The organism is Bradyrhizobium niftali (assembly GCF_004571025.1).
Taxonomy (GTDB): Bacteria; Pseudomonadota; Alphaproteobacteria; order Rhizobiales; family Xanthobacteraceae; genus Bradyrhizobium; species Bradyrhizobium niftali.
This window is the reverse complement of the sequence record NZ_SPQT01000010.1, coordinates 112,300-134,063: the sequence shown is the minus strand read 5'-3', so window position 1 is coordinate 134,063 and position 21,764 is coordinate 112,300. Positions and strand designations below refer to the sequence as shown.

Sequence of the window (21,764 nt, the reverse complement as noted above, 5' to 3'; positions counted from 1 at the left end):
ACAGTAATTCCGGGAGACGCAAAATGAGTGGCAGCGCGGCGGCGGTGATGACGAAGCCCGCCTTTCGCAAGGTCGAGTGGCTGGCACGCGACATCGACGTCGAGCGCCGCGGCGACGGCACGGTGGTGCTGAAGTCGCGCATTCCGCTGCAACCTCACGAGAGGAACATACCGGCCTCGCTCGCCAAATGGGCGAAGGAAGCACCCGAGCGCGTCTGGCTCGCCCAGCGCGGCGGCCCGAACCGCGAATGGCGGAAGGTCTCTTACGGCGACGCCAAGCGCACCGTGGATTCGCTGACGCAAGGCCTGCTCAATCTCGGCCTCGATGGCCGCCCGGTCACGATCCTGTCCGGCAACTCGATCGAGCATGCGCTGCTGACGCAGGCCGCGATGCAGGCGCGCGTTCCGGCGGCTCCCGTGTCGCCGGCCTACTCGTTGATGAGCCACGATCACGTCAAGCTGAAATACCTGTTCGACCTGATCAAGCCGGCCGTGGTGATGGTGCAGGACGGGCCGACCTTCGAGAAGGCACTCAAAGCGCTCGATCTTACCGGCGTCACCGTGGTCCACGTCTTGCGTCCCTGCGACGGCATCAAGAGCGTCAGCTTTGCTGAGCTTGCGGCAACGCCGGTGACCGCCGCCGTCGCGGAGTCGATTGCCAAGATCACGCCCGACACCGTCGGCAAGCTGCTCTTCACCTCCGGTTCGACCGGCATGCCAAAAGCCGTCATCAACACGCAAGCGATGATGTGCGCCAATGCCGCGATGATGATGCAGGTGCGGCCACGCGATCCGGGCGGTCCGATCTCGACCATGCTGGACTGGATGCCGTGGAACCACACGATGGGCGGTAATGCCGCGTTCCATCCTATCCTGGTCGATGGCGGCACGCTCTATATCGACGACGGCCGGCCGATGCCGGGCCAGTTCGAGGAGACGCTGCGCAATCTGCGCGAGATCTCGCCGACCTATTACGCCAACGTGCCCGCCGGCTATGCCGCGCTCGCCGCTGCCATGGAGAAGGACGATGCGCTGTGCCGCTCCTTCTTCAAGAACCTGTCGATCATGGCCTATGGCGGCGCACGGCTGCCGGACGATCTCTACGACCGCATGCAGGCCCTCGCGGTGAAGACCACCGGCGAGCGCATCGTGTTCTACACCGGCTGGGGCTCCACCGAGACGGCGCCGACCTCGACCGGCACCTATTGGGACACCGAGCGCGTCGGCCTGATCGGCCTGCCGTTTCCCGGCGTCGAATTGAAGATGGTGCCGTGCGGCTCGAAATACGAGCTGCGCCTGCGCGGCGTCAACGTCACGCCCGGCTATTTCGGCCAGCCGGAGCTGACCAGGAAGATGTTCGACGAGGAAGGCTTCTACTGCATCGGCGATGCCGGCATCTTCGTCGATGACGCCGATCCGGTGAAGGGCATCATCTTCGCCGGGCGCGTCGTCGAAGACTTCAAGCTGACCACCGGCACGTTCGTCCATGTCGGCTCGCTCCGCACCGACACCATCGCAGCCGCAACGCCCGTCGTGCATGACGCGCTGGTCGCGGGGCAGGATCGCGCCTTCATCGGCCTGCTCGCCTGGCCGAACCTGCATGCCTGCCGCCAGCTCGTCGGTAATCCCGATCTCAGCTTTGAGCAGGCCGTGAAACATCCCGAGGTAATCGCCTGCTTCAGGCACGGTCTGGAAGCGCACAACAGGGAGTGCGAAGGCGCCAGCAGCCGCATCATCGCGCGCGCCATGCTGATGGTCGAGCCGCCCTCGATCGACGGCAATGAGCTGACCGACAAAGGCTACATCAACCAGCGCGCCGGCCTGGAGCGTCGGGCTGGGCTGGTGGAGCGGCTCTATGCGGACAAACCGGATCAGGATGTGATCGTGCTGCGATGAGTGCGCAACTCTCTCACCTCGTCATTCCGGGATGCGCCGAAGGCGCAGGCCCGGAATCCATAACCCCGGCTCGTGGTTATGGATTCCGGGCTCGCGCTCTGCGCCCCCGGAATGACGGCATCAACAAATGAAGACGAATAAACAAGGGTAGCCCGCCATGAACTTCGACTTCTCCGACGACCAGAAGCAGCTCCGCGACCAGGCGCGCAAATTCCTCACCGAAAAATGCTCGCCCAAGGCGGTGCGCGTCGTGCTCGACGGCAAGGCACCCTACGACAAGGAACTCTGGAAGGGCCTCGCCGAGATGGGCTTCCTCGGCGTCGCAATCCCCGAAGAATTCGGCGGCGCGGGCGCCGGCCATCTCGAGCTTTGCGTGATCGCGGAAGAGATGGGCCGGGCCAATGCGCCGGTGCCGTTCTCCTCGACCGTTTATCTTGCCGCGGAAGCGCTGCTGATCGCCGGCAGCGACGCGCAGAAGAAGAAGTGGCTGCCGGCGATTGCCTCGGGCGAGGCGATCGGGACGCTGGCGTTGTTCGAGGGCAAGGGCAATCCGTCGCCGAAGTCCATCAAGCTGACTGCTGCGAATGGCGCGCTCAATGGCGTCAAGAAGCCCGTGGCCGATGGCGCGATCGCCGACTTCGCCGTCGTTGCAGCGCGCACGGGGTCGAGCGGGCGTGAGAGCGACATCTCGCTGTTCCTGGTCGATCTCAAGGGCGGCGGCGTCGAGGTGAAAAGCCTGACCAACCTTGATCCTACGCGTGGCCAGGCGGAGATCACTTTCAAGGACTGCAAGGCCGAGCCGCTGGGCGCGGCCGGCGAGGGCTGGAGCATCCTCACCCAGGTGCTCGACCGCGCCGCGGTGCTGTGCGCCTTCGAGCAGGTTGGCGGCTCCGACCGCGCGCTGGAGATGGGCCGCGATTACGCGCTCGACCGCATCGCCTTCGGCCGCCAGATCGGCTCGTTCCAGGCGGTGAAGCACATGCTGGCCGACATGTACGTGTCGGCGACGCTGGCGCGCTCCAACAGCTATTACGGCGCCTGGGCGCTTTCGACCAACGCATCCGAATTGCCGGAAGCCGCCGCCGCCGCGCGCATCAGCGCGACGCAGGCGTTCCAGCACTGCGCCAAGAACAACATCCAGGTGCACGGCGGCATGGGTTTCACCTGGGAGTTCGACTGTCACATGTACTACCGCCGGGCGAATGCGATGGCGCTGGCCCTCGGCAGCCTGTCCTATTGGGAAGATCAGCTGATCGACCGCATGCGGAAGAAGAACGCGGCTTGATGTTGATCGTGTCCCGGACGCGGCGCGAAGCGCCGCAGAGCCGGGACCCAGGGGCCGCAATGGACCCCGGATCTGCAGCGCATCACTTCGTGCTGCGCAGCGTCCGGGGAACGAACCGAGAGACAAGACCATGAACTTCGACGACACCCCGCAAGAAGCCGAATTCCGCGCCACCGCACGCGCCTGGATCGCAGCGAACGCGCCCAGGCAGTACGAGGACGAGCTGCGCAAATCCTCGCTCGGCCGCACCCAGCTCAAGAACGCTGACATTCTCGAGGTCGCAAAGGCCTGGCAGAAGAAGAAGGCCGATGCCGGCTGGGCCTGCCTGCACTGGCCGAAGGAATATGGCGGCCGTGGATCGTCGCCGATCGAGCGCGTGATCTGGCAGCAGGAAGAGGGGCCGTTCGGCAAACTCTCCCATATGTTCATCATCGGCCACGGCATGTGCGGGCCGACCGTGATGGCGTTCGCGCGGGAGGAGCATAAGCGCACCTATCTGCCGCCGCTCGCATCAGGCGAAAAGGTCTGGTGCCAGCTGTTCTCCGAGCCGGCCGGCGGCTCCGACGTTGCGGGCTTGCGCACGCGGGCGGAGAAGGACGGCGATGAATGGGTCATCAACGGCCAGAAGATCTGGACATCGGGCGCGCATTATTCCGATTACGGCATCCTGCTCACCCGCACCGATCCAACCGTGCCCAAGCATAAGGGCCTCACCATGTTCTTCCTGGACATGAAGAGCGAGGGGGTCGAGGTGCGGCCGATCAAGCAGGCGAGCGGCGCCTCCGATTTCAACGAGGTCTATTTCACCAACGTGCGTATCCCCGACCATCAGCGTCTCGGCGAGGTCGGTGACGGCTGGAACGTCTCGCTGACCACGCTGATGAACGAGCGCATGTCGATCGGCGCGGGCGTCTCGACCGGTTTCCCCGAACTGTTCGACTATTGCTCCAGCCTGATGTTGGAGGACGGTCCGGCGATCGAGGATCGGGCGGTGCGCTCGAAGCTGGCGAACTGGGCGGTGAAGGCGAGCGGCCTGCGCTACACCAGCATGCGCGCGATCTCGGCACTGTCGAAGGGCGAGCGGCCGGGGCCGGAGAACTCCATCGGCAAGCTCGTTGCGGGGTCGATGATCCAGGACGTTGCGACCTATGCGCTGGACTTGCAGGGCGCGAGCGGTGTCATCAGCGGCCCCGAGGATGCCGAAGTCGCCGGCCGTTTCCAGGCCATGCTGCTGCGTGCGCCGGGCACCCGTGTCGAAGGCGGCACCGACGAGATCATGCGCAACATCATCGCCGAGCGGGTGCTGGGCCTGCCCGGCGACATCCGCGTCGACAAGGACGTGCCGTTCAACAAGATCCCGACGAAGGGAAGAAACTGATCGTGTCCCGGACGCGATGCAGCGCGCCGCGCTGCTTCGCAGAGCCGGGACCCAGAAAGCCACAATGGGCCCCGGCTCTGCAGCGCACCGCTTAGGCGCTGCGCTGCAGAGCCGGGGCACGAGAGAGGAGAGCTCGAAAATGAACTTCGACGACACCCCGCAGGAAGCCGCATTCCGCGAGACCGCGCGCAAATGGGTCGAGGCCAACGCGCCGAAGGAGTTTTTAGCGGAGCTGTCCAAATCCTCGCTCGGCCGCATCCGGCTCGCCCAGCACGACATCGTCGATGTCGGCAAGGCCTGGCAGAAGAAGAAGGCGGAGGGCGGCTGGGCCTGCCTGCACTGGCCGAAGGAATATGGCGGCCGCGGCGCCACGCCGATCGAGCGCGTGATCTGGCAGCAGGAGGAGGGCGTCTACGGCAAGCTGACGCAGCCGTTCCAGATCGGCGAAGGCATGTGCGGCCCGACCGTGATGGCCTTCGGCAGCGAGGACGCCAAGCGCCGGTACTTGCCGAAGCTCGCTTCGGGCGAGGAGATCTGGTGCCAGCTGTTCTCCGAACCCTCGGCCGGCTCTGATGTCGCGGGCTTGCGCACGCGCGCGGAGAAGAAGGGCGACAATTGGGTCGTCAACGGCCAGAAGATCTGGACCTCGGGCGCGCATTATTCCGACTTCGGCCTTCTGATCGCGCGCACCGATCCGAACGTGCCCAAGCACAAGGGCCTCACCATGTTCTTCCTGGACATGAAGAGCCCGGGCGTCGAGGTGCGGCCGATCAAGCAGGCCAACGGCATGCAGGAGTTCAACGAGGTCTATTTCACCGACGTGGTGATCCCGGACAGCCAGCGCCTCGGCGCCGTCGGCGAGGGCTGGAGCGTCTCGCTGACGACACTGATGAACGAGCGGATGTCGATCGGTTCGCGGCTTGCGACCGGCGTCCCTGAAATGTTCGAGTTCTGCTCCAATCTGACGCTCGAGGACGGGCTCGCCATCGACGATCCCGCGGTGCGCTCCAAGCTTGCGAGCTGGGCGGTGAAGTCGAGCGGGCTGAAATATACCAGCTACCGCGCGATCTCGGCGCTGTCGAAAGGCGAGCGGCCGGGCCCGGAGAACTCGATCGGCAAGCTGGTCTCGGGCATGATGCTCCAGGACATCGCGAGCTACGCCATGGACCTCCAGGGCGCGGCCGGCGTTCTCACCGGCAGCGACGAGGAGACGGTGCAGGGCCAGTTCCAGCAGATGCTGCTGTCCTCGCCCTCGATGCGCATCGCCGGCGGCACCGACGAGATCCTGCGCAACATCATCGCGGAGCGCGTGCTGGGCCTGCCGGGCGACATCCGCGTCGACAAGGACGTGCCGTATAACAAGATCCCGACCAAGGGGCGCTGATCTCAGATTGTAGGGTGGGTTAGCGAAGCGTAACCCACCTCTTTAATTTCCGTGGAGACAGAAGAGGTGGGTTACGCCTTCGGCTAACCCACCCTACGAAGCAAAGAGCGCGAGCTAAACATGGATGCAAAAGTGAGCCAAACCCAAGACCGCATCGGCGTGCTCGAAGAGCTCCTCAGCGAGCGCTACTCGGTGCGCGCCTTCCTGCCCAGGGAGGTCGATCGCGCCACCATCGAGCATGTGCTGAAGACCGCGCAGCGCACCGCGTCCTGGTGTAATAGCCAGCCCTGGCAGGTCATCATCGCCAGCGGCGAGGCCAAGGAGCGCTTTCGCCAGCTGATCTACAAGGAAGCCTCCGGCGGACTCGGCGACGATTACGATTTCATCCCGCCGCGCGAATATGTCGGCGTCTATCTCGATCGCCGCCGCGAAAGCGGGTTTCAGCTCTACAACACGCTCGGGATCCCCCGCGGCGACAGAAGCGGCTACGCCAAGCAGGCGCTGGAGAACTACAATTTCTTCGGCGCGCCGCATGTCGCTGTCATCCACACCAACGAACCGCTCGGCATCTACGGCGCGATCGATTGCGGCGCCTATGTCTCCAATTTCATGCTGGCCGCCCAGGCGCTCGGGCTCGGCACCATTCCGCAGGCGGCGCTGGCGCGGCACTCCGGCCTGATCCGCCGTCACTTCAATCTGCCCGATGACCGCCGCGTCGTTTGCGGCATCTCGTTCGGCTATGCCGACCACGCCCACAAGGTCAACAGCTACCGCACCTCGCGGGCGAGCGTCGCCGAGACCGTGACCTTCGCGGACGAGTGATCTAGCGGCTCAAGCAGCGCCATCAGACGCACGGAAAGGCGGCCGCGTGAACGGCCGCCTTTCCATTTGTCGCCTCAGTCCGATGACGGCCTGCCGTTATCCGCCGCTGCCGCCGATCACGGCGCGCACGGTCTCGTCGGGCCCGAAATCCTCGGCGCCGTCGACATAGAGCAGCGCGGCGAGTTTCGATCGTGCACGGTTGACCCGGCTCTTGATCGTGCCGACCGCACAGCCGCAGATCGACGCTGCGTCCTCATAGGAGAAGCCGGAGGCGCCGACCAGGATCAGCGCTTCGCGCTGGTCCTGCGGGAGCTTTTCGAGCGCGGTGCGAAACTCCTCGAACTCGAGATGCGCGTTCTGCGAGGGCTGTGTCTTCAGCGTCTTCGCATAATTGCCCTCGGCGTCCTCGACCTCGCGCCGCCGCTTGCGATAGTCGGAGCGGAACAGGTTGCGCAGGATCGTGAACAGCCAGGCCGGCAGGTTGGAGCCGGGCTGGAATGAGTCGATGTTGGCCAGCGCACGCAACAGCGTTTCCTGCACCAGATCGTCGGCGCGGTCGGCGTTGCCGCTGAGCGAGATCGCGAACGCGCGCAGACTTGGCACGGCCGCGAGGATGTCGTTACGCAGGGAGTCCGTGAGAGGCATTAATCCCTCCCATTGTTGTTGTCGTTGGATCCGCCCTCATTTTCCACGTGGGGTGTCGCTCCCGGCGCATCAAGCTTCTTGATCAGTTCCGCGAACCGATCCGGAACCCCCTGCCGGACGACGTCGTCGTACATGGCGCGGAGCTGATGCCCGATCCGGGATTGGATCTCCGGAGTGAGCCCTCCCTTGCCGGGGGTCGTGCTTTTGCTGGCTTGAGACTTGAGATCTTTCATGACCTGTTCCACGTTTCCCCGAGTTAAGTGACTGTAAATTCGAGAAGTTTTCTCAACCGGGAGCCGTTCCCTGGATAGGCTCAATTCCAGGTTCGAGAAAAAGTTCCGCCAGCTACGGAACTTTTCTTGCGCTGAGGCGTAGTCAGCCCGAGCAGGGGAACCCGGGCCTCCCCTCGTGATCTCTCTAAGTCTTCTAAGGTCGGTCCGAAGATGAATGGAGTGGGGATGTCCCGTTCACAGCTTGTCGCTGAACACTTGCCGTTGTTGCGCCGGTATGCACGCGCCCTGACGGGCAGCCAGGCTTCCGGCGACGCCTATGTCGCAGCCATGTTGGAAGCCATGCTCGGGGATCCCGCCGTGCTCGACGAGAGCCATGGGCCACGGGCCGGCCTGTTCCGGCTGTTCACCCAGATATGGAATTCCGTCTCCGTCAACGACGACGCCGAGGTGACGACCCTGCCGATGCCGCCGGAGCGGCGGCTGTCGAACATCACGCCGCTGCCGCGGCAAGCCTTCCTGCTGCTTTCGCTCGAGGGATTCTCGGAAGAGGAGGTCGGCTACATCCTCGGCACCGATGTCGCCGAGACGCGGCGGCTCGCGGACGCCGCGGGACGCGAGATGGCGGCGGAGATCGCCACCGAAGTGCTGATCATCGAGGACGAGACCTTCATCGCCATGGATCTCGAGAGCCTGGTGAAGAATCTCGGCCACAACGTCGTCGGCGTCGCGCGCACCCATGCCGATGCTGTGGCGCTGGCCAAGAACAGGCGGCCCGGCCTGATCCTCGCCGACATCCAGCTCGCCGACGGATCGTCGGGTCTCGATGCGGTCAACGAATTGCTGCGCACCTTCGAGGTGCCGGTGGTGTTCATCACGGCCTATCCGGAGCGCTTCCTCACCGGCGAGCGCCCCGAGCCGGCGTTCCTGATCTCGAAGCCGTTCCAGCCGGCGATGGTGTCGGCGGTGGCGAGCCAGGCGCTGTTCTTCCAGCGCAACTCGCGCAACCGCGCCCCGAAGGCGCCGGCGGCGTAATCAGGGTGGCTGCGGCCTGAGATTGGTTGACGATGATCCGATCCGGCGTACCGCAAGGTGCGCCGGATTTTTCTTACAGCGATTTCTTGCCGCGATTTCCTGGGGCGCCTTCCCGCGCTTGACGGCCGTCGATTTCGCCGCTCATACCTCTGCGGCGGCCCCCGCTGCGGCCCGCAACCGGAGATGTGCCCATGGACCAAGCGCTGCTCGATCGTCTCGCCATCCGCGATCTCGTCGAGAACTGGGCGGTGTGGCGCGATGCCGGCGACTGGGAGCGCTTTGTGACCGTCTGGCACGAGGAAGGCTGGATGTCCGCCACCTGGTTTCAGGGACCGGCGCGGGACTTCATCCGCGTCAGCCAGGAGGGCTTTGCCAAGGGTGTCCGCATCCTGCATTTCCTCGGCGGCACCAGCATCGATTTGTCCGGCGAGCGCGCCATTGCGCAGACCAAGATGACGATCTCGCAGCGGGCGCTCGTGCACGATGTGCTCTGCGACGTCGTCTGCACCGGGCGCTTCTACGATTTCCTGGAGAAGCGGCAGGACAAATGGGGCATCGTCCGCCGCCAGCCGATCTACGAGAAGGACCGGATCGACCCGGTCGATCCCGCTGCGACGCTCCGCCTCGACCAGACAGCGCTCGCCGCGTTGCCCGAAGGCTACCGCCATCTCGCCTACATGCAGGAGCTGATCGGCTACAAGGTCAAGCGCGACATGCCGGGCCTGACCGGCGCCGAGGTCGAGAAGCTCTATGGCGAGGGGCGGGCGTGGCTGGCTGGGAAGGCGAAGTGAACCCCAGACAAAAGTAAGGCGCGACTGGCATCACCACAGTCGCGCCCTACGTCGCCGGCTTATGGGGCAGGGGGGAATAGCCGGCTGCTGAGATGACTCCCAGCCGCGAAAGTCGTTCCAGGGCTCCGGAAATATTTTTCGGGGCGCGACTTTTTTGCACACGGTTAAGTGATCGTTTCTGCCGAGAACCCCCGCTCCTCCGGCCGCGTTGTTCCCGCGATCGCCATGGGGCGAGGGATCGACAGCCATGTCACAGATTCAAAAGGTATTTTTGGGCGCCGTCGCGATTGTCGCAACGCTCGGCGCGGTGCAGGTACAACTGGCCTCCGGCCATGATCTGGCCGACCGCTGGCAGGCGGTCGCCGACAAGCCCGGCCACGACGTCAACCGGGCCGGTAAGGCCGACCGGCTCGCCGAGATCAAGCCGGGAGTGGTTTCCACCCGCACCGTGTCGATGCGGCTGAACGACCTTGCCGATACCTCGGTGCTGCTGCGGGTCCCCGCGGTGATCGAGACCGGCAACGCCAAGCCGCCCGCGGCGCTCCAGAACCAGAACCAGAAGCAGGGCCGCAACAAGCCGACCATCGCTTGCGAGCCGATGGTCAGCTCCCTGACCGAGGTCGCCAAGCTGCTCCAGCCGGGCCGCTGCGTGACCTGATCGCACTGGGGCCAAGGGGCAGGTGCCTCTGTCACGGGCAGGGGCGGCTCCTCACGTCCTCTTGATCCGCTGTCTCATCGCGTTATATCCCGGTTTTCCCCTTTTCGATTGACCGGGTAAACGCATGACGACGTCAGATACGGCTGTGCATACGCAGCCATTCCAGGCCGAAGTTTCCGAGCTGCTGCACCTCATGGTGCACTCCGTCTATTCGGAGACCGACATCTTCCTGCGCGAGCTCGTCTCCAACGCCTCGGATGCCTGTGACAAGCTGCGCTACGAGGCGATCGCCAGTCCGGCGCTGCTGGGCGAGGGCGACGCGCTCAAGATCCGCATCATCCCGGACAAGACGGCCGGCACGCTCACGATCGCCGATAACGGCATCGGCATGGAGCGGCAGGAGCTGATCGACCATCTCGGCACCATCGCCCGCTCCGGCACCAAGGCCTTCGTGTCCAAACTCAGGGAGGCCAAGGACGGCCTCGGCCTGATCGGCCAGTTCGGCGTCGGCTTCTATTCCGCCTTCATGGTCGCCGAGAAGATCGTCGTCGTCAGCCGCCGCGCCGGCGAGAGCGACGTCTGGAGCTGGTCGTCCTCCGGCGGCTCCGGCTTCGAGATCGCCCGGGCGGGCGACGAGGAAGCGGCGCGCGTCGTGCGCGGCACCGAGATCGTCCTGCACCTGAAGGACGACGCCAAGAAATATCTCGAGGCCTACGAGATCGAGCGCATCGTCAGTGCCTATTCCGACAACATCCTGTTTCCCATCGAGCTCGTGCCGGAAGAGGGCGAGCCGCGCCAGATCAACTCGGCGAGCGCGCTGTGGCAGCGCTCGAAATCCGAGCTTTCGGCAGAAGACTACAAGAAGGCCTATCAGCAGATTGCGTCCGCCTTCGACGATCCCGCGATGACGCTGCACTACCGCGCCGAGGGCCGCTACTCCTACGCCGTGCTGCTGTTCGCGCCGTCGACCAAGCCGTTCGACCTGTTCGAGCCGAACCGCAAGGGCCGGGTGAAGCTCTACGTCCGCCGCGTCTTCATCACCGACGATGCCGACCTCCTGCCGGGTTATTTGCGCTTCATCCGCGGCGTGGTCGACAGCGAGGATCTTCCCCTCAACATCTCCCGCGAGATGCTGCAGAACAATCCGCAGCTGGCCCAGATCCGCAAGGCCGTGGCGACACGCGTCGTGTCCGAGCTCGAAAGCCTCGCCGAGAAGGACGCCGAGAATTTTGCCAAGATCTGGGACGCCTTTGGTGCGGTTCTGAAGGAAGGCATCTACGAGGATTTCGAGCGCCGCGAGAAGCTGCTGGCGCTGTCGCGCTTCACCACGACGTCAGGCGAGAAGCGGTCGCTGAAGGAGATCATCGCCGATTTCAAGCCGAACCAGACCGAGATCTATTATCTGGTCGGCGAGAGCATCGAGCGGCTGAAATCCAATCCGCGGCTGGAGGCGGCGACCGCGCGCGGCATCGAGGTGCTGCTGCTGTCCGATCCCGTCGATGCGTTCTGGACCTCGATGCCGACGGAGTTCGAGGGCAAGCCGCTGAAGTCGCTGAGCCAGGGCGATCTCAACCTCGACCTGATCCCGCGCGTCGACGACAAGGACGAAGCGAAGAAGGACGAGCCCGAGGCGGATGAAGCCGCCACGATCGCCTTGATCAAGGCCGCGCTCGGCGAGCGCGTCAGCGACGTCAAGGCTTCGACGCGCCTCACGAGCTCCGCCTCCTGCCTCGTCGCCGACAGCCAGGGCCCGAGCCGCGAGCTCGAGCGCATCCTGGCGCAGCAGAACCGCGGCATGCGCACCAAGCCGATCCTCGAGATCAATCTGCGCCATCCCCTGGTCACCGCGATCGCCAAGGCGCAGGCCGGCTCGAAGACGGTCGACGATCTCGGCCTGCTCTTGCTCGAGCAGGCGCAGATCCTGGATGGCGAATTGCCGGAAGATCCGGCGGCGTTTGCGGCGAGGCTGAACCGGCTGGTGCTGCAGGGGCTCGGCTAGCCGCTACGCGTCAGGCCGGGGCAAGTCCCGGCCGTGACGCCTGCGGGCTTGTGCAAGGCAACCGGCAAGACGGTCGCGTCTCTACAGCGCGCCATACTCACCTTGCCGTCATATGTCCTCAGGAACAGTCGCCTCCGGCGCGGTGTTATGCCATATGAGGTCGCCGGCATCAGAGTTGCCGGCGCGACCGATACGAGGATTTCTCCATGCGCCTGCCCATCCTGACCCTCACCGCGATCTTCACGCTGCTGGGCGTAGCGGATGCCAGCGCGCAGAGATACGATCCGGCCTATCCCGTTTGCATGCACCGCTACACTGGCGGCGGCCCCGGCGGCGGGGGCAGTGATTATTACGACTGCACCTTCACTTCGTTGCAGCAATGCCGTGCCACGGCGTCAGGGCTCGCCGCGACGTGCGACGTCAATCCTTATTACGCCTTTAACGGGCCGCCGCCGCGCCGGCCCCACAAGAAGGTGTACTAGCGATCCGCACAGATCGCTCGATTGTGCGCCTCTCGGTGATGCGGCATCAGCCGCATCGTCCCGTCGGCCTGGTAAAGGATGACCAGAGTTAATCGCGCACTAACGGGCTTTTACCTTGTCTCTTAACACCTGGGCAGGGCGCGCGGACTAAGCTGGCGGAACCAGCAGACACGTTCCGAAAGCATGAACGGCATGACCACCGGCGTCATCGAGCAACCGAAGGCCGCGCGCGCACCATCGGCGTCAAAGATCTGGCTGAAGGCGATCGAACTCACCGCGCGGATCGAGACGCTGCCGGGCCGGCTGTTTGCCGACGTCATCGACGATTGGGCGCAGCGTCAGCCCGATCGCGTTGCGCTGGTCACGGATGACGCAACGCTCGACTACGAAGGTTTGTCGAAACGCATCAACCGCTATGCGCGCTGGGCGCGCTCGGTCGGCGTCGCCAAGGGGGACACTGTCGGCCTGATCATGCCGAACGGCATCGACTATGTCGCCGCATGGCTCGGCATCAGCCGCGTCGGCGGTGTGGTGGCGCTGATCAATACCAAGCTTGTCGGACAATCGCTCGCCCATTGCCTCGATGTTGCGAGGCCCCAGCACATCATCGTCGCGCACGACCTGGTGGAGACGCTGGAGAGTGCGAAGCCGCATCTGAAGACCGAGGCCAAGGTCTGGACCCATGGCGATGCCCGCAGCGAACGTGCCATCGATGTCGCCCTTGCCGCTCTCGACGACGGCCCGCTTGATCCCGAAGAGCACGGCGACGTCACCATCGATGATCGCGCGCTGCTGATCTACACGTCCGGCACCACAGGCCTGCCCAAGGCCGCCAGCATCAGCCATCGCCGAATCCTCAATTGGGGCTTCTGGTTCGCCGGCCTCACTGGCGCTGGCCCACAGGATCGGCTCTACGATTGTCTGCCGCTATTCCACTCGGTCGGCGGCATCGTCGCGCCGTGCAGCATGCTGGCTGCCGGAGGCTCGGTGGTCATAGCCGAAAAATTCTCTGCGTCGAATTTCTGGCCCGACATCGTGCGGCACGACTGCACGCTGTTCCAGTATATCGGCGAGCTCTGCCGCTATCTGCTCAAGGCGCCGCCGTCGGAATACGAGAACCGCCATCGCCTGCGGCTCGTCTGCGGCAACGGCCTGCGCGGCGACATCTGGGAGGACTTTCAGACCCGCTTCGCCATTCCCCGCATCCTCGAATTCTATGCGGCGACCGAAGGCAATTTCTCCCTGTTCAACGTCGAGGGCCAGCCGGGCGCGATCGGGCGCATCCCGCCGCTGCTCGCGCATCGCTTTCCTGCGAGCCTCGTCAAGCTCGACCCTGATAGCGGCGCGCCGTTGCGCAATGAAGAGGGGCTTTGCATTGCCTCCGCCCGCGGCGAGGCGGGAGAAGCCATCGGCCGCATCGGCACGGCGGACCAGGGCGGCGGCCGCTTCGAGGGTTACACCGACACCGGCGAGACCGAGAAGAAGATCCTGCGCGACGTCTTCGCCAAGGGCGATGCGTGGTTCCGCACCGGCGATCTGATGCGGCTCGACGACAAGGGCTTCTTTCATTTCGTCGATCGCATCGGCGACACTTTTCGCTGGAAGGGCGAAAACGTCGCGACCTCGGAGGTCAACGACGCCATGCGCGATTTTACCGGCGTCATCGACGCCACCACTTACGGCGTCAGCATCCCCGGCACTGATGGCCGCGCCGGGATGAGCGCGATCGTCGTGAACGAGGGTTTTGACGTCGCGGCATTGCCTGCGCATCTCGCACGGCGCCTGCCGGCTTACGCCCGCCCGGTCTTCATCCGCATCTCACGCGAGCTCGATGCGACCGAGACGTTCAAGCAGAAGAAAGGCGAGCTCGCTCGCGAGGGATTTGACCCGGGCGCGATCTCCGATCCGCTGTTCATGCTCGATCCGAAGTCCGGCGCCTATGTCGCACTCGATTCCGGCGCCTATGCTCAGATCGCGGGTGGTACGATGAGGCTCTAGCGGAACCAAAATCCGCCAGATAGGTCCAATTTTATCTGAATTGTCCAAGAAGCCATTTACTTCTGTCGGGTAAACAGACCCCATGGGGAGGCGGTCATCAAGAGCCGCCGCATGACATCCGATCGATCAACAAAGCAAGGGGCAAGCCAGCCATGTCGGTAAGGTCCAAGGTCATAGAAGCGATCCAGCAGATCGCCAGGGAACAGCACGTCGCGCTTCCCGCACTCTCGGACGATCTGTCCCTGCACGAGACCGGTTTCGACTCCCTCGCCTTCGCGATCCTCGTCGCCCGGCTCGAGGACGAAACCGGCGTCGATCCCTTCACCATTTCCGAGGACGCAGCGTTCCCCGCCACGGTCGGCGATTTCGTGCGGGCCTACGAAAATGTCCCCGCGTGAGACCTTTGCGCTTCGCGACAATCTCGGCGCGGAGCTGAAGGGCCGCACGCTGTCGGATGCGCACGATGTCGTGTCGCTGACCGACATCCTGTCGCAGACCGTCTTGGGCGGCCGCCTGCGCGAGCTGTCCGGCCGCGCCGTGCTGCTCAAAGTGTCCGACCAGCTCCGGTCGGGCATCGCCATGATCGAGCTCGACGGCATCGCCCACCGCATGCTGCTGTGTCCGCCCGATCTCAACCCGGCCTATCTGGACGCGCTGATCGCGGATGCCGGGATCGATGCCGTTGTCACCGACGAGCCCGATCGCTGGGCCGAGACCGGCGTGCCGCTGGTCGTCACCGCTCGATTGCCGCTTCAAACCACCGTGCCCGCGCAGACCGAGCGCGCCACCGAATGGCTGATGCTGACCTCGGGCACGTCAGGCGTGCCCAAGATCGCCGGCCATACGCTGGAAGCGCTGACCGGTGCGATCGTCGCCGAAGGCCCCGCGCGCGGACCGGCGCCGGTCTGGGCGACGTTCTACGACATTCGCCGTTATGGCGGCCTCCAGATCTTCCTCCGCGCCATTCTCTCCGGCGGCTCCATGGTGCTGTCGGATCCGCATGAGGCGCTCGCCGATCACGTTACGCGGCTGAATGCGCGCGGCGTCTCGCACATCTCCGGTACGCCCTCGCACTGGCGCAAGCTTCTGATGAGCGGCTCGGCCGCGCAATTCGCGCCGGCTTACGTCCGTCTCTCCGGCGAGATTGCCGACCAGGCGGTGCTCGACGGCCTGAAGGCGGCGTTCCCCGATTCCTCCGTCGGCCATGCCTATGCCTCGACCGAGGCCGGCGTCGGCTTCGCCGTCAATGACGGGCTCGAAGGCTTTCCGGCCGACTATCTCGGCAACCGCAACGGCGTCGAGATGAAGGTCGTGGACGGCTCGCTGCGCATCCGTTCCACCCGCACGGCGCATGCCTATATCGGCCGCAACGCCACCGCGCTCACCGACGACGACGGGTTTGTCGACAGCGGCGACATCGTCGAGCTGCGCGGCGACCGCTATTACTTCGTCGGCCGCCGCGGCGGCATCATCAATATCGGTGGGCTGAAGGTCCACCCCGAAGAGATCGAGGCGGTCATCAACCGCCATTCCGACGTGCGGATGTCGCGGGCCAAGTCGCGGAAGAGTCCGATCACCGGCGGCATTGTCGTCGCCGACGTGATCCTCGCCGACGGCACCGATCCGGCGCGCGCGCAGGAGATTCGCGACCAGATCCTGGATCAATGTCGTGCTCAGCTCGCTTCCCACAAGGTGCCGGCGGTGATCCGCTTCGTCGAGACGCTTGATGTCACCCCGGCCGGAAAATTGGCGCGCACCGATGCATAATGTCCTCGTCACCGGCGGCAGCCGCGGTATCGGCCTTGCGATCGGCAAGCGCCTCGTCGGCGCCGGCTACAACGTGATCGCTGCGGCGCGGCGCGAGAGCGACGAGCTCAAGGCGGCGATCGCCGAGTCCGAGGGTCGCCTGCATTTCCGCGCCTGCGATCTCGCGGTGATCGACGCGATTCCCGCTTTCGCAAAGCTCGCGCGTGACGAATTCGGCCCGATCTACGGCCTTGTCAACAATGCCGGCCTCGGCACCGAAGGCCTGCTCGCCACCATGCACAATTCCGAGATCGAGGCGCTGGTGCAGCTCAACGTGCTGTCGCCGATCATCCTCACCAAATATGTCGCGCGGCAGATGATGGCCGATGGCTCCGGCCGCATCATCAACATCTCCTCGATCATCGCGACCACCGGCTATAACGGCCTGTCCGTCTATGGCGCGACCAAGGCCGCCGCCACCGGCTTCACCCGCTCGCTCGCGCGCGAGGTCGGCAAGCTCGGCATCACCGTGAACGCGATCGCGCCTGGCTTCATCGACACCGAGCTGACCCACAATCTCTCCGACGAGGGACGCAAGCGCATCGCGGGGCGAAGTGCATTGCGCCGGCTGCCGGAGACGGAAGACGTCGCACGCATGGTGGAATATCTGCTTGGCGAGGGTGGCCGCAACGTCACGGGCACCGTGTTCACGGTCGACGCCGGGAATACGGCGTAAAGCGGAACTTCATAGCCACAATTGCATTGATTCGGCGCAATGACATTCGACCGGATTTGGTCGTAAGATGCCCCCGCAATCGATTGGGTTACGTCAATCGATCTGCCCCAATCGACAGGGAGCAGTCCATGACCATGCGAAACATGACCGCTTCAAATCAGGGCCGCACGGAGCAGGCGTGCGCGAAGCCGGACGACGTCCGTTGTCCGCCGATGACGCATCAGAATTCCGGCGATCACGGTCACGAGATGTATCCGCAGCAATTCGTGCGCCTGGTCGGCTGCCATGACGCGTCTGTCGAGGCCTTGCGCAAGCGTGAGGATGAGAAGCTGCACTAGTCGCTCACGTCCGATGCTTCGGCAGGTCAATCCGTTCATGTGAGAATTCCGGCGGCCCTTCGGTGAGGCGGCGGATGCGGCGCTCGCGTTCGTCCTCCGGCAATGCGGGATCGAGCAGTCCCTCGATCTCGTGCACCGCGAGCTCCTCGAGCCTGGTCGCGTCCGAGGCGACCGTGGACACTGATGCCGGTGCGGCAGGCGCAATCCTCAGGCCGAGCTCGACCAGCTTGCAGATCGCATCCGAGCGCGACAGTTGATGGGCCTCGGCCCAGGCATCGACGCTGGCGGTCAGCACCTCAGGCATTTTCACCGCACTGACCGCATCGAGCCCCGTGCGTCGGCGTACCGGCGAAGTGGAGTCCTTGTTGCCAAAATCAGACACCCCGATCATCCCGCGCAACCATTTCAGATAGCTCAACCGTAAACGTCATTTGCGGCCGGCTGTTTGATGCCGATCAATGACGAACTGCGGCATTGCGGCGCGGTGCGATCTTGTTGTCCGCCTCCATTTCGGCCAATGATCGGGACTTCGGGGCGCGTCGGCCGGCGAACCCGAATCGATCCTGCCACGTATTTCTCCTGGACGCGTCCCAACCATTCGGCATCACCCGATGACATCAGGCGAATCCTTCTATGGCGGCATTCCCGTCTTCCGCGGCTTCACCAGCCTGATGGACCCCGCGCTCTATGCGCCGCTGCCGGATGACTGGAGCATCGGTGTCGCCGACATCGTCGATTCCACCAAGGCGATCGCGGCGCAGCGTTACAAGGCGGTCAACATGGCTGGCGCCGCCGTGATCGCGGCGGTGACCAATGCGCTGGAGGGACGGGAATTTCCCTTCGTGTTCGGCGGTGACGGCGCCAGCTTTGCGGTCGCGCCCGGCGATCTCGATCGCGCCCGCGACGCGCTGGCTGCGACCGCGACCTGGGTGCGGGAGGATCTCGATCTGACGATGCGTGTTGCGCTGGTGCCGGTGAGTGAGATCCGGGCGCAAGGTCTCGACGTGCGCGTCGCCCGCTTCGGTCCGTCGGCGAACCTGTCCTATGCGATGTTCTCCGGCGGCGGGCTCGCCTGGGCCGATGCCGCGATGAAGCGCGGCGAGTTCGCCGTCGCCGAGGCGCCGGCCGGCACGCAGCCGGATCTGTCCGGCCTGTCCTGCCGCTTCGAGGTGATTCCGGCCGCGCGCGGCCTGATCCTGTCGGTTCTGGTGATGCCGGTGCGTGGCGCGGACCCGCTGGCGTTCCGCAAGGTGATCGAGGACGTCATTCACCTCGTCGAGCGCAGCCCGGACGGCGCCCGTCCGGTGCCGCCGCAGGGGCCGCCGCTGAAATGGCCGCCGCAGGGGCTGGACTATGAAGCCCGCACCAAGCGCGGCGGCCCGCTGCTCGCGCGCCGCGCCGGCGTGCTGGCCTATACGCTGTTCGCCTATCTGATCATGCGCTTCGACATCAAGGTCGGCGGCTTCGTGCCGAGCCTCTACAAGCGTCAGGTGGTCGAGAACTCGGACTTCAGGAAATATGACGACGGCCTGCGCATGATCCTCGACTGCACGGCCGAGCTCGAACGCGCCCTCAGCGATCGTCTCGCGGCTGCCGCGCGCGACGGCATCGTTCGCTACGGCCTCTACCAGCAGGACGCCGCGATGATGACCTGCTTCACGCCGTCGGCGCTACGCAGCGACCACGTGCACTTCATCGACGGCGCGCGGGGCGGCTATGCCTCGGCGGCGACGGCCCTGAAGGCCATGATGGCTTGAAGCGCTAGCGTCCCGAGCGCGTCCAGGTCTCGCCGCCGCAGAGCGCGCCGACGCAACCTTCGACCCGCAGCGAATCTGCCGATATCGCCGTGACGCTGCTCGCATAGGTGCTGCCGTCGTCGGCATTGTAGATCTGGCCCGACCATTTGTTCGGCCCCGCCGGCTGCATGCCGCTGAACAGCGGCAGGCCGATCATCGGCCGTTTCGCCAGCGCAGGATTGGGATTCTTGCTGTCGGTGGCGGGCTGGCCGGTCGCGGTGTCGGTGGGCTCGCGCAGCCAGACGATATGGCCGCAGATGCCGCCGCTGCACTTGCTGATCTTGACGCGGGCATCGCCGGCTTGCGTCAGCCAGGTCCCGTCGGCGCTCTGCGCTTGGGCGGCAGTCGCGCCAAGCAGCGCAGCCAGAAGGACGATGAGAGTAGCGAATCTGGTATTCATGGAGATGCCCCGAAGTGGAGCGCCTCCATAGCAGCCTAGCGGGATAGCGCAACCCTGGATGGAATCACATTCCCGCGCTTATTTGCCTGCGCTCATTTGCCCCAGCGCGCGAAAGCGACAGAGGCGGCGGTCGACAGCCCGAACACGACCATGGCGCCGCCGACCAGCGCGAACAAGGTCCAGGCCGGCGCCTGCGCCATCATGAGGCCGATGCCGCCGATCGCGACGATCAGAAGCCGCGCGGTGGAGGCCAGCACCGGTCCGCCGACGCGCGCCGCGCCCTGCGATGAGAAGTACAGCGACACGCCCATGCCGAAGAACGCAAAGGCCGGGCCGGCCCAGTGGAAATAGCTGTGCGCGGCGGCGGTGACGCCGGGGTCGGCCGTGAACAGCGACACCCACAGCGCGGGATCGAGCGCGATGACGAGGCCGATCAGGCCGACGGTGAGGGCGGACGCCGCGGCTGCGGTCCAGGCCACGCGCCGTGCGCGCTTCACATGTCCGGCGCCGATCGCCATGCCGACCATCGGCACCGACGCGATGCCGATGGCAAAGGTGATCGGGATCAGCAGAAATTCCAGCCGCGAGCCGATGCCGTAACCGGCCAGCATCTCGGTGCCGAACGTTGCCAGAATCTTCGTGAAGATCAGGATGGTGAGCACGGTCTGGAGCGGCGAGAGGCAGGCAACCGCGCCGACCCTGAGAATGTCCAGAAACATCGCGCGCTCAAAATGAAACGCGCGGAAATCCAGCGGCAGCCGGCTGCGGCCGGACAGGAGATACCAGAGGAAGAAGATCGCGGCGCAGCTGAATGCGATCAACTGGCCGGCGGCGACGCCCGGCATGCCGAATTGCTTCACGCCGAACAGGCCGAGCCCCAGCGTGCCGCCGAGCGCGATCTGGAGCACGCTCGCCCCGATCAGCGTCATCGAGGGCAGGCGCATGTCACCGGTGCCGCGGATCACCGAGGCCAGCGTGTTGACGAGCCAGATCGCGACCGCGCCGGAGAACAGCACCTGCGAATAGCCGCTGGCTTCCTCGAGCACGCGCTCGCGGCCGCCGAGCAGCGTGAAGAACGAGCGGCCGAAGACGAGCATCATCACCGTGAAGAACAGCCCGCCACCGAGGCCGATGATGGTGGCATGCAGCGCCAGCGTCGCGGCGCGGCCGCGATCCCCGGCGCCGAGCGCGCGGCTGATCGCGGATGAGACGCCCCCGCCCATCGCGCCCGCGCTCATCATCTGCGTCAGCATCGCGAACGGGAACACCAGCGCGATCGCCGCGAGCGGGATGGTGCCGAGCCGGCCGATGTAGGAGGTCTCGGCGATCGCAACCAGCGTCGAGCCGACCATCGCGATCATGTTGGGGATCGCGAGCCGCAGCAGCGTCGGCAGGATCGGCGCCGTCAGCAGGCTGGCGATGGGGGAGGCGACCGGTGCACGCGGCGGTGCGGCGTCTATGGGGGCGTCGATCGTCATGTTCACCGGGCGGAATATTGAATGATAAGCGACATATTATAAGGCGCGCGGCTGGCGCGCCAGCCGCGCCTCACGCAGGGCTCACCAGGGCAGGCCGCAGAGGTCGATGGTGCCGAGCGTCGGCGCGCGGACGATGTTGAAGACATAGGGCGCCATGTGGGTGAACCGGATCCTCCCCTCTGGCTGCTCGCAATAGACCTCGCCCTTGAAGGGCAGCCAGCTGCGGGCCTCGTAGAACGCAAAATTGTGCGGTTCGCAGAACAGAAGTGCGAAGCGGACCGCCTCGTTGGCCCGGATGGTGTGTACCGCCGCGTCGATCGCCATGGTGGCGTAGCCGCGGCCGCGCCGGTCCTCGTGGGTGCAGACCCCGCCGATGCCGCCGATGTGAACCTTCTGTCCATTCCAGGTGACGGTGCGGAAGTAGATGCCGACGTGGCAGACGAGGCCGTCTTCGGGCGTCTCGATCAGCACGCGAAGGTCGGCATTGGCCCATTTGACGCGGCTCCACGACGGCTTCTCGGCAGCGTCGCGTCCCCAGACCGCGCTGAGCAGGGGCTGTGCGATCCGCCACGAAGCGTCGCCGTTCAGGATGTCGATCTCGATGCTCATTGCTTTCTCTTTCGCGTCTCCGCGCCGTGGTGCGTTCGTTCTGCCATAAGCGCCTCAAA

22 protein-coding genes are annotated in these 21,764 nt (G+C 65.2%); 16 read left to right on the top strand and 6 right to left on the bottom strand.

The features are described from left to right. Window positions 1-23 precede the first annotated feature (23 nt). The 5 genes from E4K65_RS19210 (at window position 24) to E4K65_RS19190 (ending at window position 6,764) form a co-directional block, all read left to right on the top strand. Entirely contained in the window at window positions 24-1,895 is a 1,872-nt protein-coding gene (locus tag E4K65_RS19210; protein ID WP_135175503.1) for an AMP-binding protein, read from the top strand. Between the two features lie 157 nt (window positions 1,896-2,052). After that, window positions 2,053-3,180: an acyl-CoA dehydrogenase family protein gene (locus E4K65_RS19205; RefSeq protein ID WP_135175502.1), complete on the top strand. Its 1,128-nt coding sequence runs from the start codon at window positions 2,053-2,055 to the stop codon at window positions 3,178-3,180. Window positions 3,181-3,310: 130 nt separating this feature from the next. Further along, complete coding sequence (locus tag E4K65_RS19200; RefSeq protein ID WP_135175501.1) at window positions 3,311-4,558, top strand: acyl-CoA dehydrogenase; 1,248 nt, start codon at window positions 3,311-3,313, stop codon at window positions 4,556-4,558. Between the two features lie 139 nt (window positions 4,559-4,697). After that, on the top strand, window positions 4,698-5,942 hold the full coding sequence (locus tag E4K65_RS19195) for an acyl-CoA dehydrogenase (protein WP_135175500.1): 1,245 nt from the start codon (window positions 4,698-4,700) through the stop codon (window positions 5,940-5,942). A gap of 120 nt (window positions 5,943-6,062) precedes the next feature. After that, window positions 6,063-6,764, top strand: coding sequence for a nitroreductase (locus tag E4K65_RS19190; RefSeq protein ID WP_135175499.1), 702 nt, complete (start codon window positions 6,063-6,065; stop codon window positions 6,762-6,764). A 96-nt stretch (window positions 6,765-6,860) separates the two neighbouring features. On the opposite strand, the gene E4K65_RS19185 is transcribed toward E4K65_RS19190, so the two are convergent. Both E4K65_RS19185 and E4K65_RS19180 read right to left on the bottom strand, forming a co-directional pair. Then, the gene (locus E4K65_RS19185) at window positions 6,861-7,409 is read right to left on the bottom strand and encodes a sigma-70 family RNA polymerase sigma factor (RefSeq protein WP_011090521.1); all 549 of its coding nucleotides are present in this window, start codon (window positions 7,407-7,409) and stop codon (window positions 6,861-6,863) included. Beyond that, complete coding sequence (locus E4K65_RS19180) at window positions 7,409-7,642, bottom strand: NepR family anti-sigma factor (RefSeq protein WP_027543308.1); 234 nt, start codon at window positions 7,640-7,642, stop codon at window positions 7,409-7,411. The genes E4K65_RS19185 and E4K65_RS19180 overlap by 1 nt, the downstream gene beginning before the upstream one ends. Before the next feature lie 225 nt (window positions 7,643-7,867). Here E4K65_RS19180 and E4K65_RS19175 point away from each other — a divergent pair, with 225 nt between their 5' ends. The 10 genes from E4K65_RS19175 (at window position 7,868) to E4K65_RS19130 (ending at window position 17,422) form a co-directional block, all read left to right on the top strand. Beyond that, the gene (locus tag E4K65_RS19175) at window positions 7,868-8,674 is read left to right on the top strand and encodes a response regulator (RefSeq protein ID WP_167770952.1); all 807 of its coding nucleotides are present in this window, start codon (window positions 7,868-7,870) and stop codon (window positions 8,672-8,674) included. A gap of 191 nt (window positions 8,675-8,865) precedes the next feature. Further along, window positions 8,866-9,465 carry a nuclear transport factor 2 family protein gene (locus E4K65_RS19170; RefSeq protein ID WP_135175497.1) on the top strand — a complete coding sequence of 200 codons (600 nt, stop codon included), beginning with the start codon at window positions 8,866-8,868 and terminating at the stop codon, window positions 9,463-9,465. 247 nt (window positions 9,466-9,712) lie between these two features. Further along, window positions 9,713-10,123 carry a hypothetical protein gene (locus E4K65_RS19165; RefSeq protein ID WP_135175496.1) on the top strand — a complete coding sequence of 137 codons (411 nt, stop codon included), beginning with the start codon at window positions 9,713-9,715 and terminating at the stop codon, window positions 10,121-10,123. A gap of 124 nt (window positions 10,124-10,247) precedes the next feature. Continuing rightward, complete coding sequence (htpG, locus tag E4K65_RS19160) at window positions 10,248-12,122, top strand: molecular chaperone HtpG (protein WP_135175495.1); 1,875 nt, start codon at window positions 10,248-10,250, stop codon at window positions 12,120-12,122. Window positions 12,123-12,328: 206 nt separating this feature from the next. Next, window positions 12,329-12,604 (top strand): DUF3551 domain-containing protein, encoded by a 276-nt coding sequence (locus E4K65_RS19155; RefSeq protein WP_135175494.1) that lies wholly within the window; start codon window positions 12,329-12,331, stop codon window positions 12,602-12,604. Between the two features lie 183 nt (window positions 12,605-12,787). Then, window positions 12,788-14,602 (top strand): long-chain-acyl-CoA synthetase, encoded by a 1,815-nt coding sequence (locus tag E4K65_RS19150; protein WP_135175493.1) that lies wholly within the window; start codon window positions 12,788-12,790, stop codon window positions 14,600-14,602. A 152-nt stretch (window positions 14,603-14,754) separates the two neighbouring features. Continuing rightward, entirely contained in the window at window positions 14,755-15,000 is a 246-nt protein-coding gene (locus tag E4K65_RS19145; protein ID WP_131869025.1) for an acyl carrier protein, read from the top strand. Further along, on the top strand, window positions 14,987-16,369 hold the full coding sequence (locus E4K65_RS19140; protein ID WP_167770951.1) for a class I adenylate-forming enzyme family protein: 1,383 nt from the start codon (window positions 14,987-14,989) through the stop codon (window positions 16,367-16,369). Before E4K65_RS19145 ends, E4K65_RS19140 begins: the two co-directional genes overlap by 14 nt. Then, window positions 16,362-17,084 (top strand): SDR family NAD(P)-dependent oxidoreductase, encoded by a 723-nt coding sequence (locus E4K65_RS19135; RefSeq protein WP_135175491.1) that lies wholly within the window; start codon window positions 16,362-16,364, stop codon window positions 17,082-17,084. Before E4K65_RS19140 ends, E4K65_RS19135 begins: the two co-directional genes overlap by 8 nt. A 128-nt stretch (window positions 17,085-17,212) precedes the next feature. Then, window positions 17,213-17,422 carry a hypothetical protein gene (locus tag E4K65_RS19130; protein ID WP_135175490.1) on the top strand — a complete coding sequence of 70 codons (210 nt, stop codon included), beginning with the start codon at window positions 17,213-17,215 and terminating at the stop codon, window positions 17,420-17,422. 4 nt (window positions 17,423-17,426) lie between these two features. Here E4K65_RS19130 and E4K65_RS19125 read toward each other — a convergent pair whose 3' ends face one another. Then, complete coding sequence (locus tag E4K65_RS19125) at window positions 17,427-17,813, bottom strand: hypothetical protein (RefSeq protein ID WP_135175590.1); 387 nt, start codon at window positions 17,811-17,813, stop codon at window positions 17,427-17,429. A gap of 220 nt (window positions 17,814-18,033) precedes the next feature. Between E4K65_RS19125 and E4K65_RS19115 the strand changes: the two genes are divergently transcribed. Further along, on the top strand, window positions 18,034-19,179 hold the full coding sequence (locus E4K65_RS19115) for a DUF3095 domain-containing protein (protein ID WP_135175489.1): 1,146 nt from the start codon (window positions 18,034-18,036) through the stop codon (window positions 19,177-19,179). A 4-nt stretch (window positions 19,180-19,183) separates the two neighbouring features. Here E4K65_RS19115 and E4K65_RS19110 read toward each other — a convergent pair whose 3' ends face one another. From E4K65_RS19110 to E4K65_RS19100, 3 genes are all read right to left on the bottom strand, one after another. After that, a complete protein-coding gene (locus tag E4K65_RS19110; protein WP_135175488.1) occupies window positions 19,184-19,618 on the bottom strand; it encodes a DUF2147 domain-containing protein in 435 nt (144 codons plus the stop codon). Between the two features lie 92 nt (window positions 19,619-19,710). Further along, window positions 19,711-21,096, bottom strand: a complete 1,386-nt coding sequence (locus tag E4K65_RS19105; protein ID WP_167770950.1) for an MATE family efflux transporter — start codon at window positions 21,094-21,096, stop codon at window positions 19,711-19,713. A gap of 81 nt (window positions 21,097-21,177) precedes the next feature. Then, window positions 21,178-21,705, bottom strand: coding sequence for a GNAT family N-acetyltransferase (locus E4K65_RS19100; protein ID WP_135175486.1), 528 nt, complete (start codon window positions 21,703-21,705; stop codon window positions 21,178-21,180). Between the last annotated feature and the right edge of the window lie 59 nt (window positions 21,706-21,764).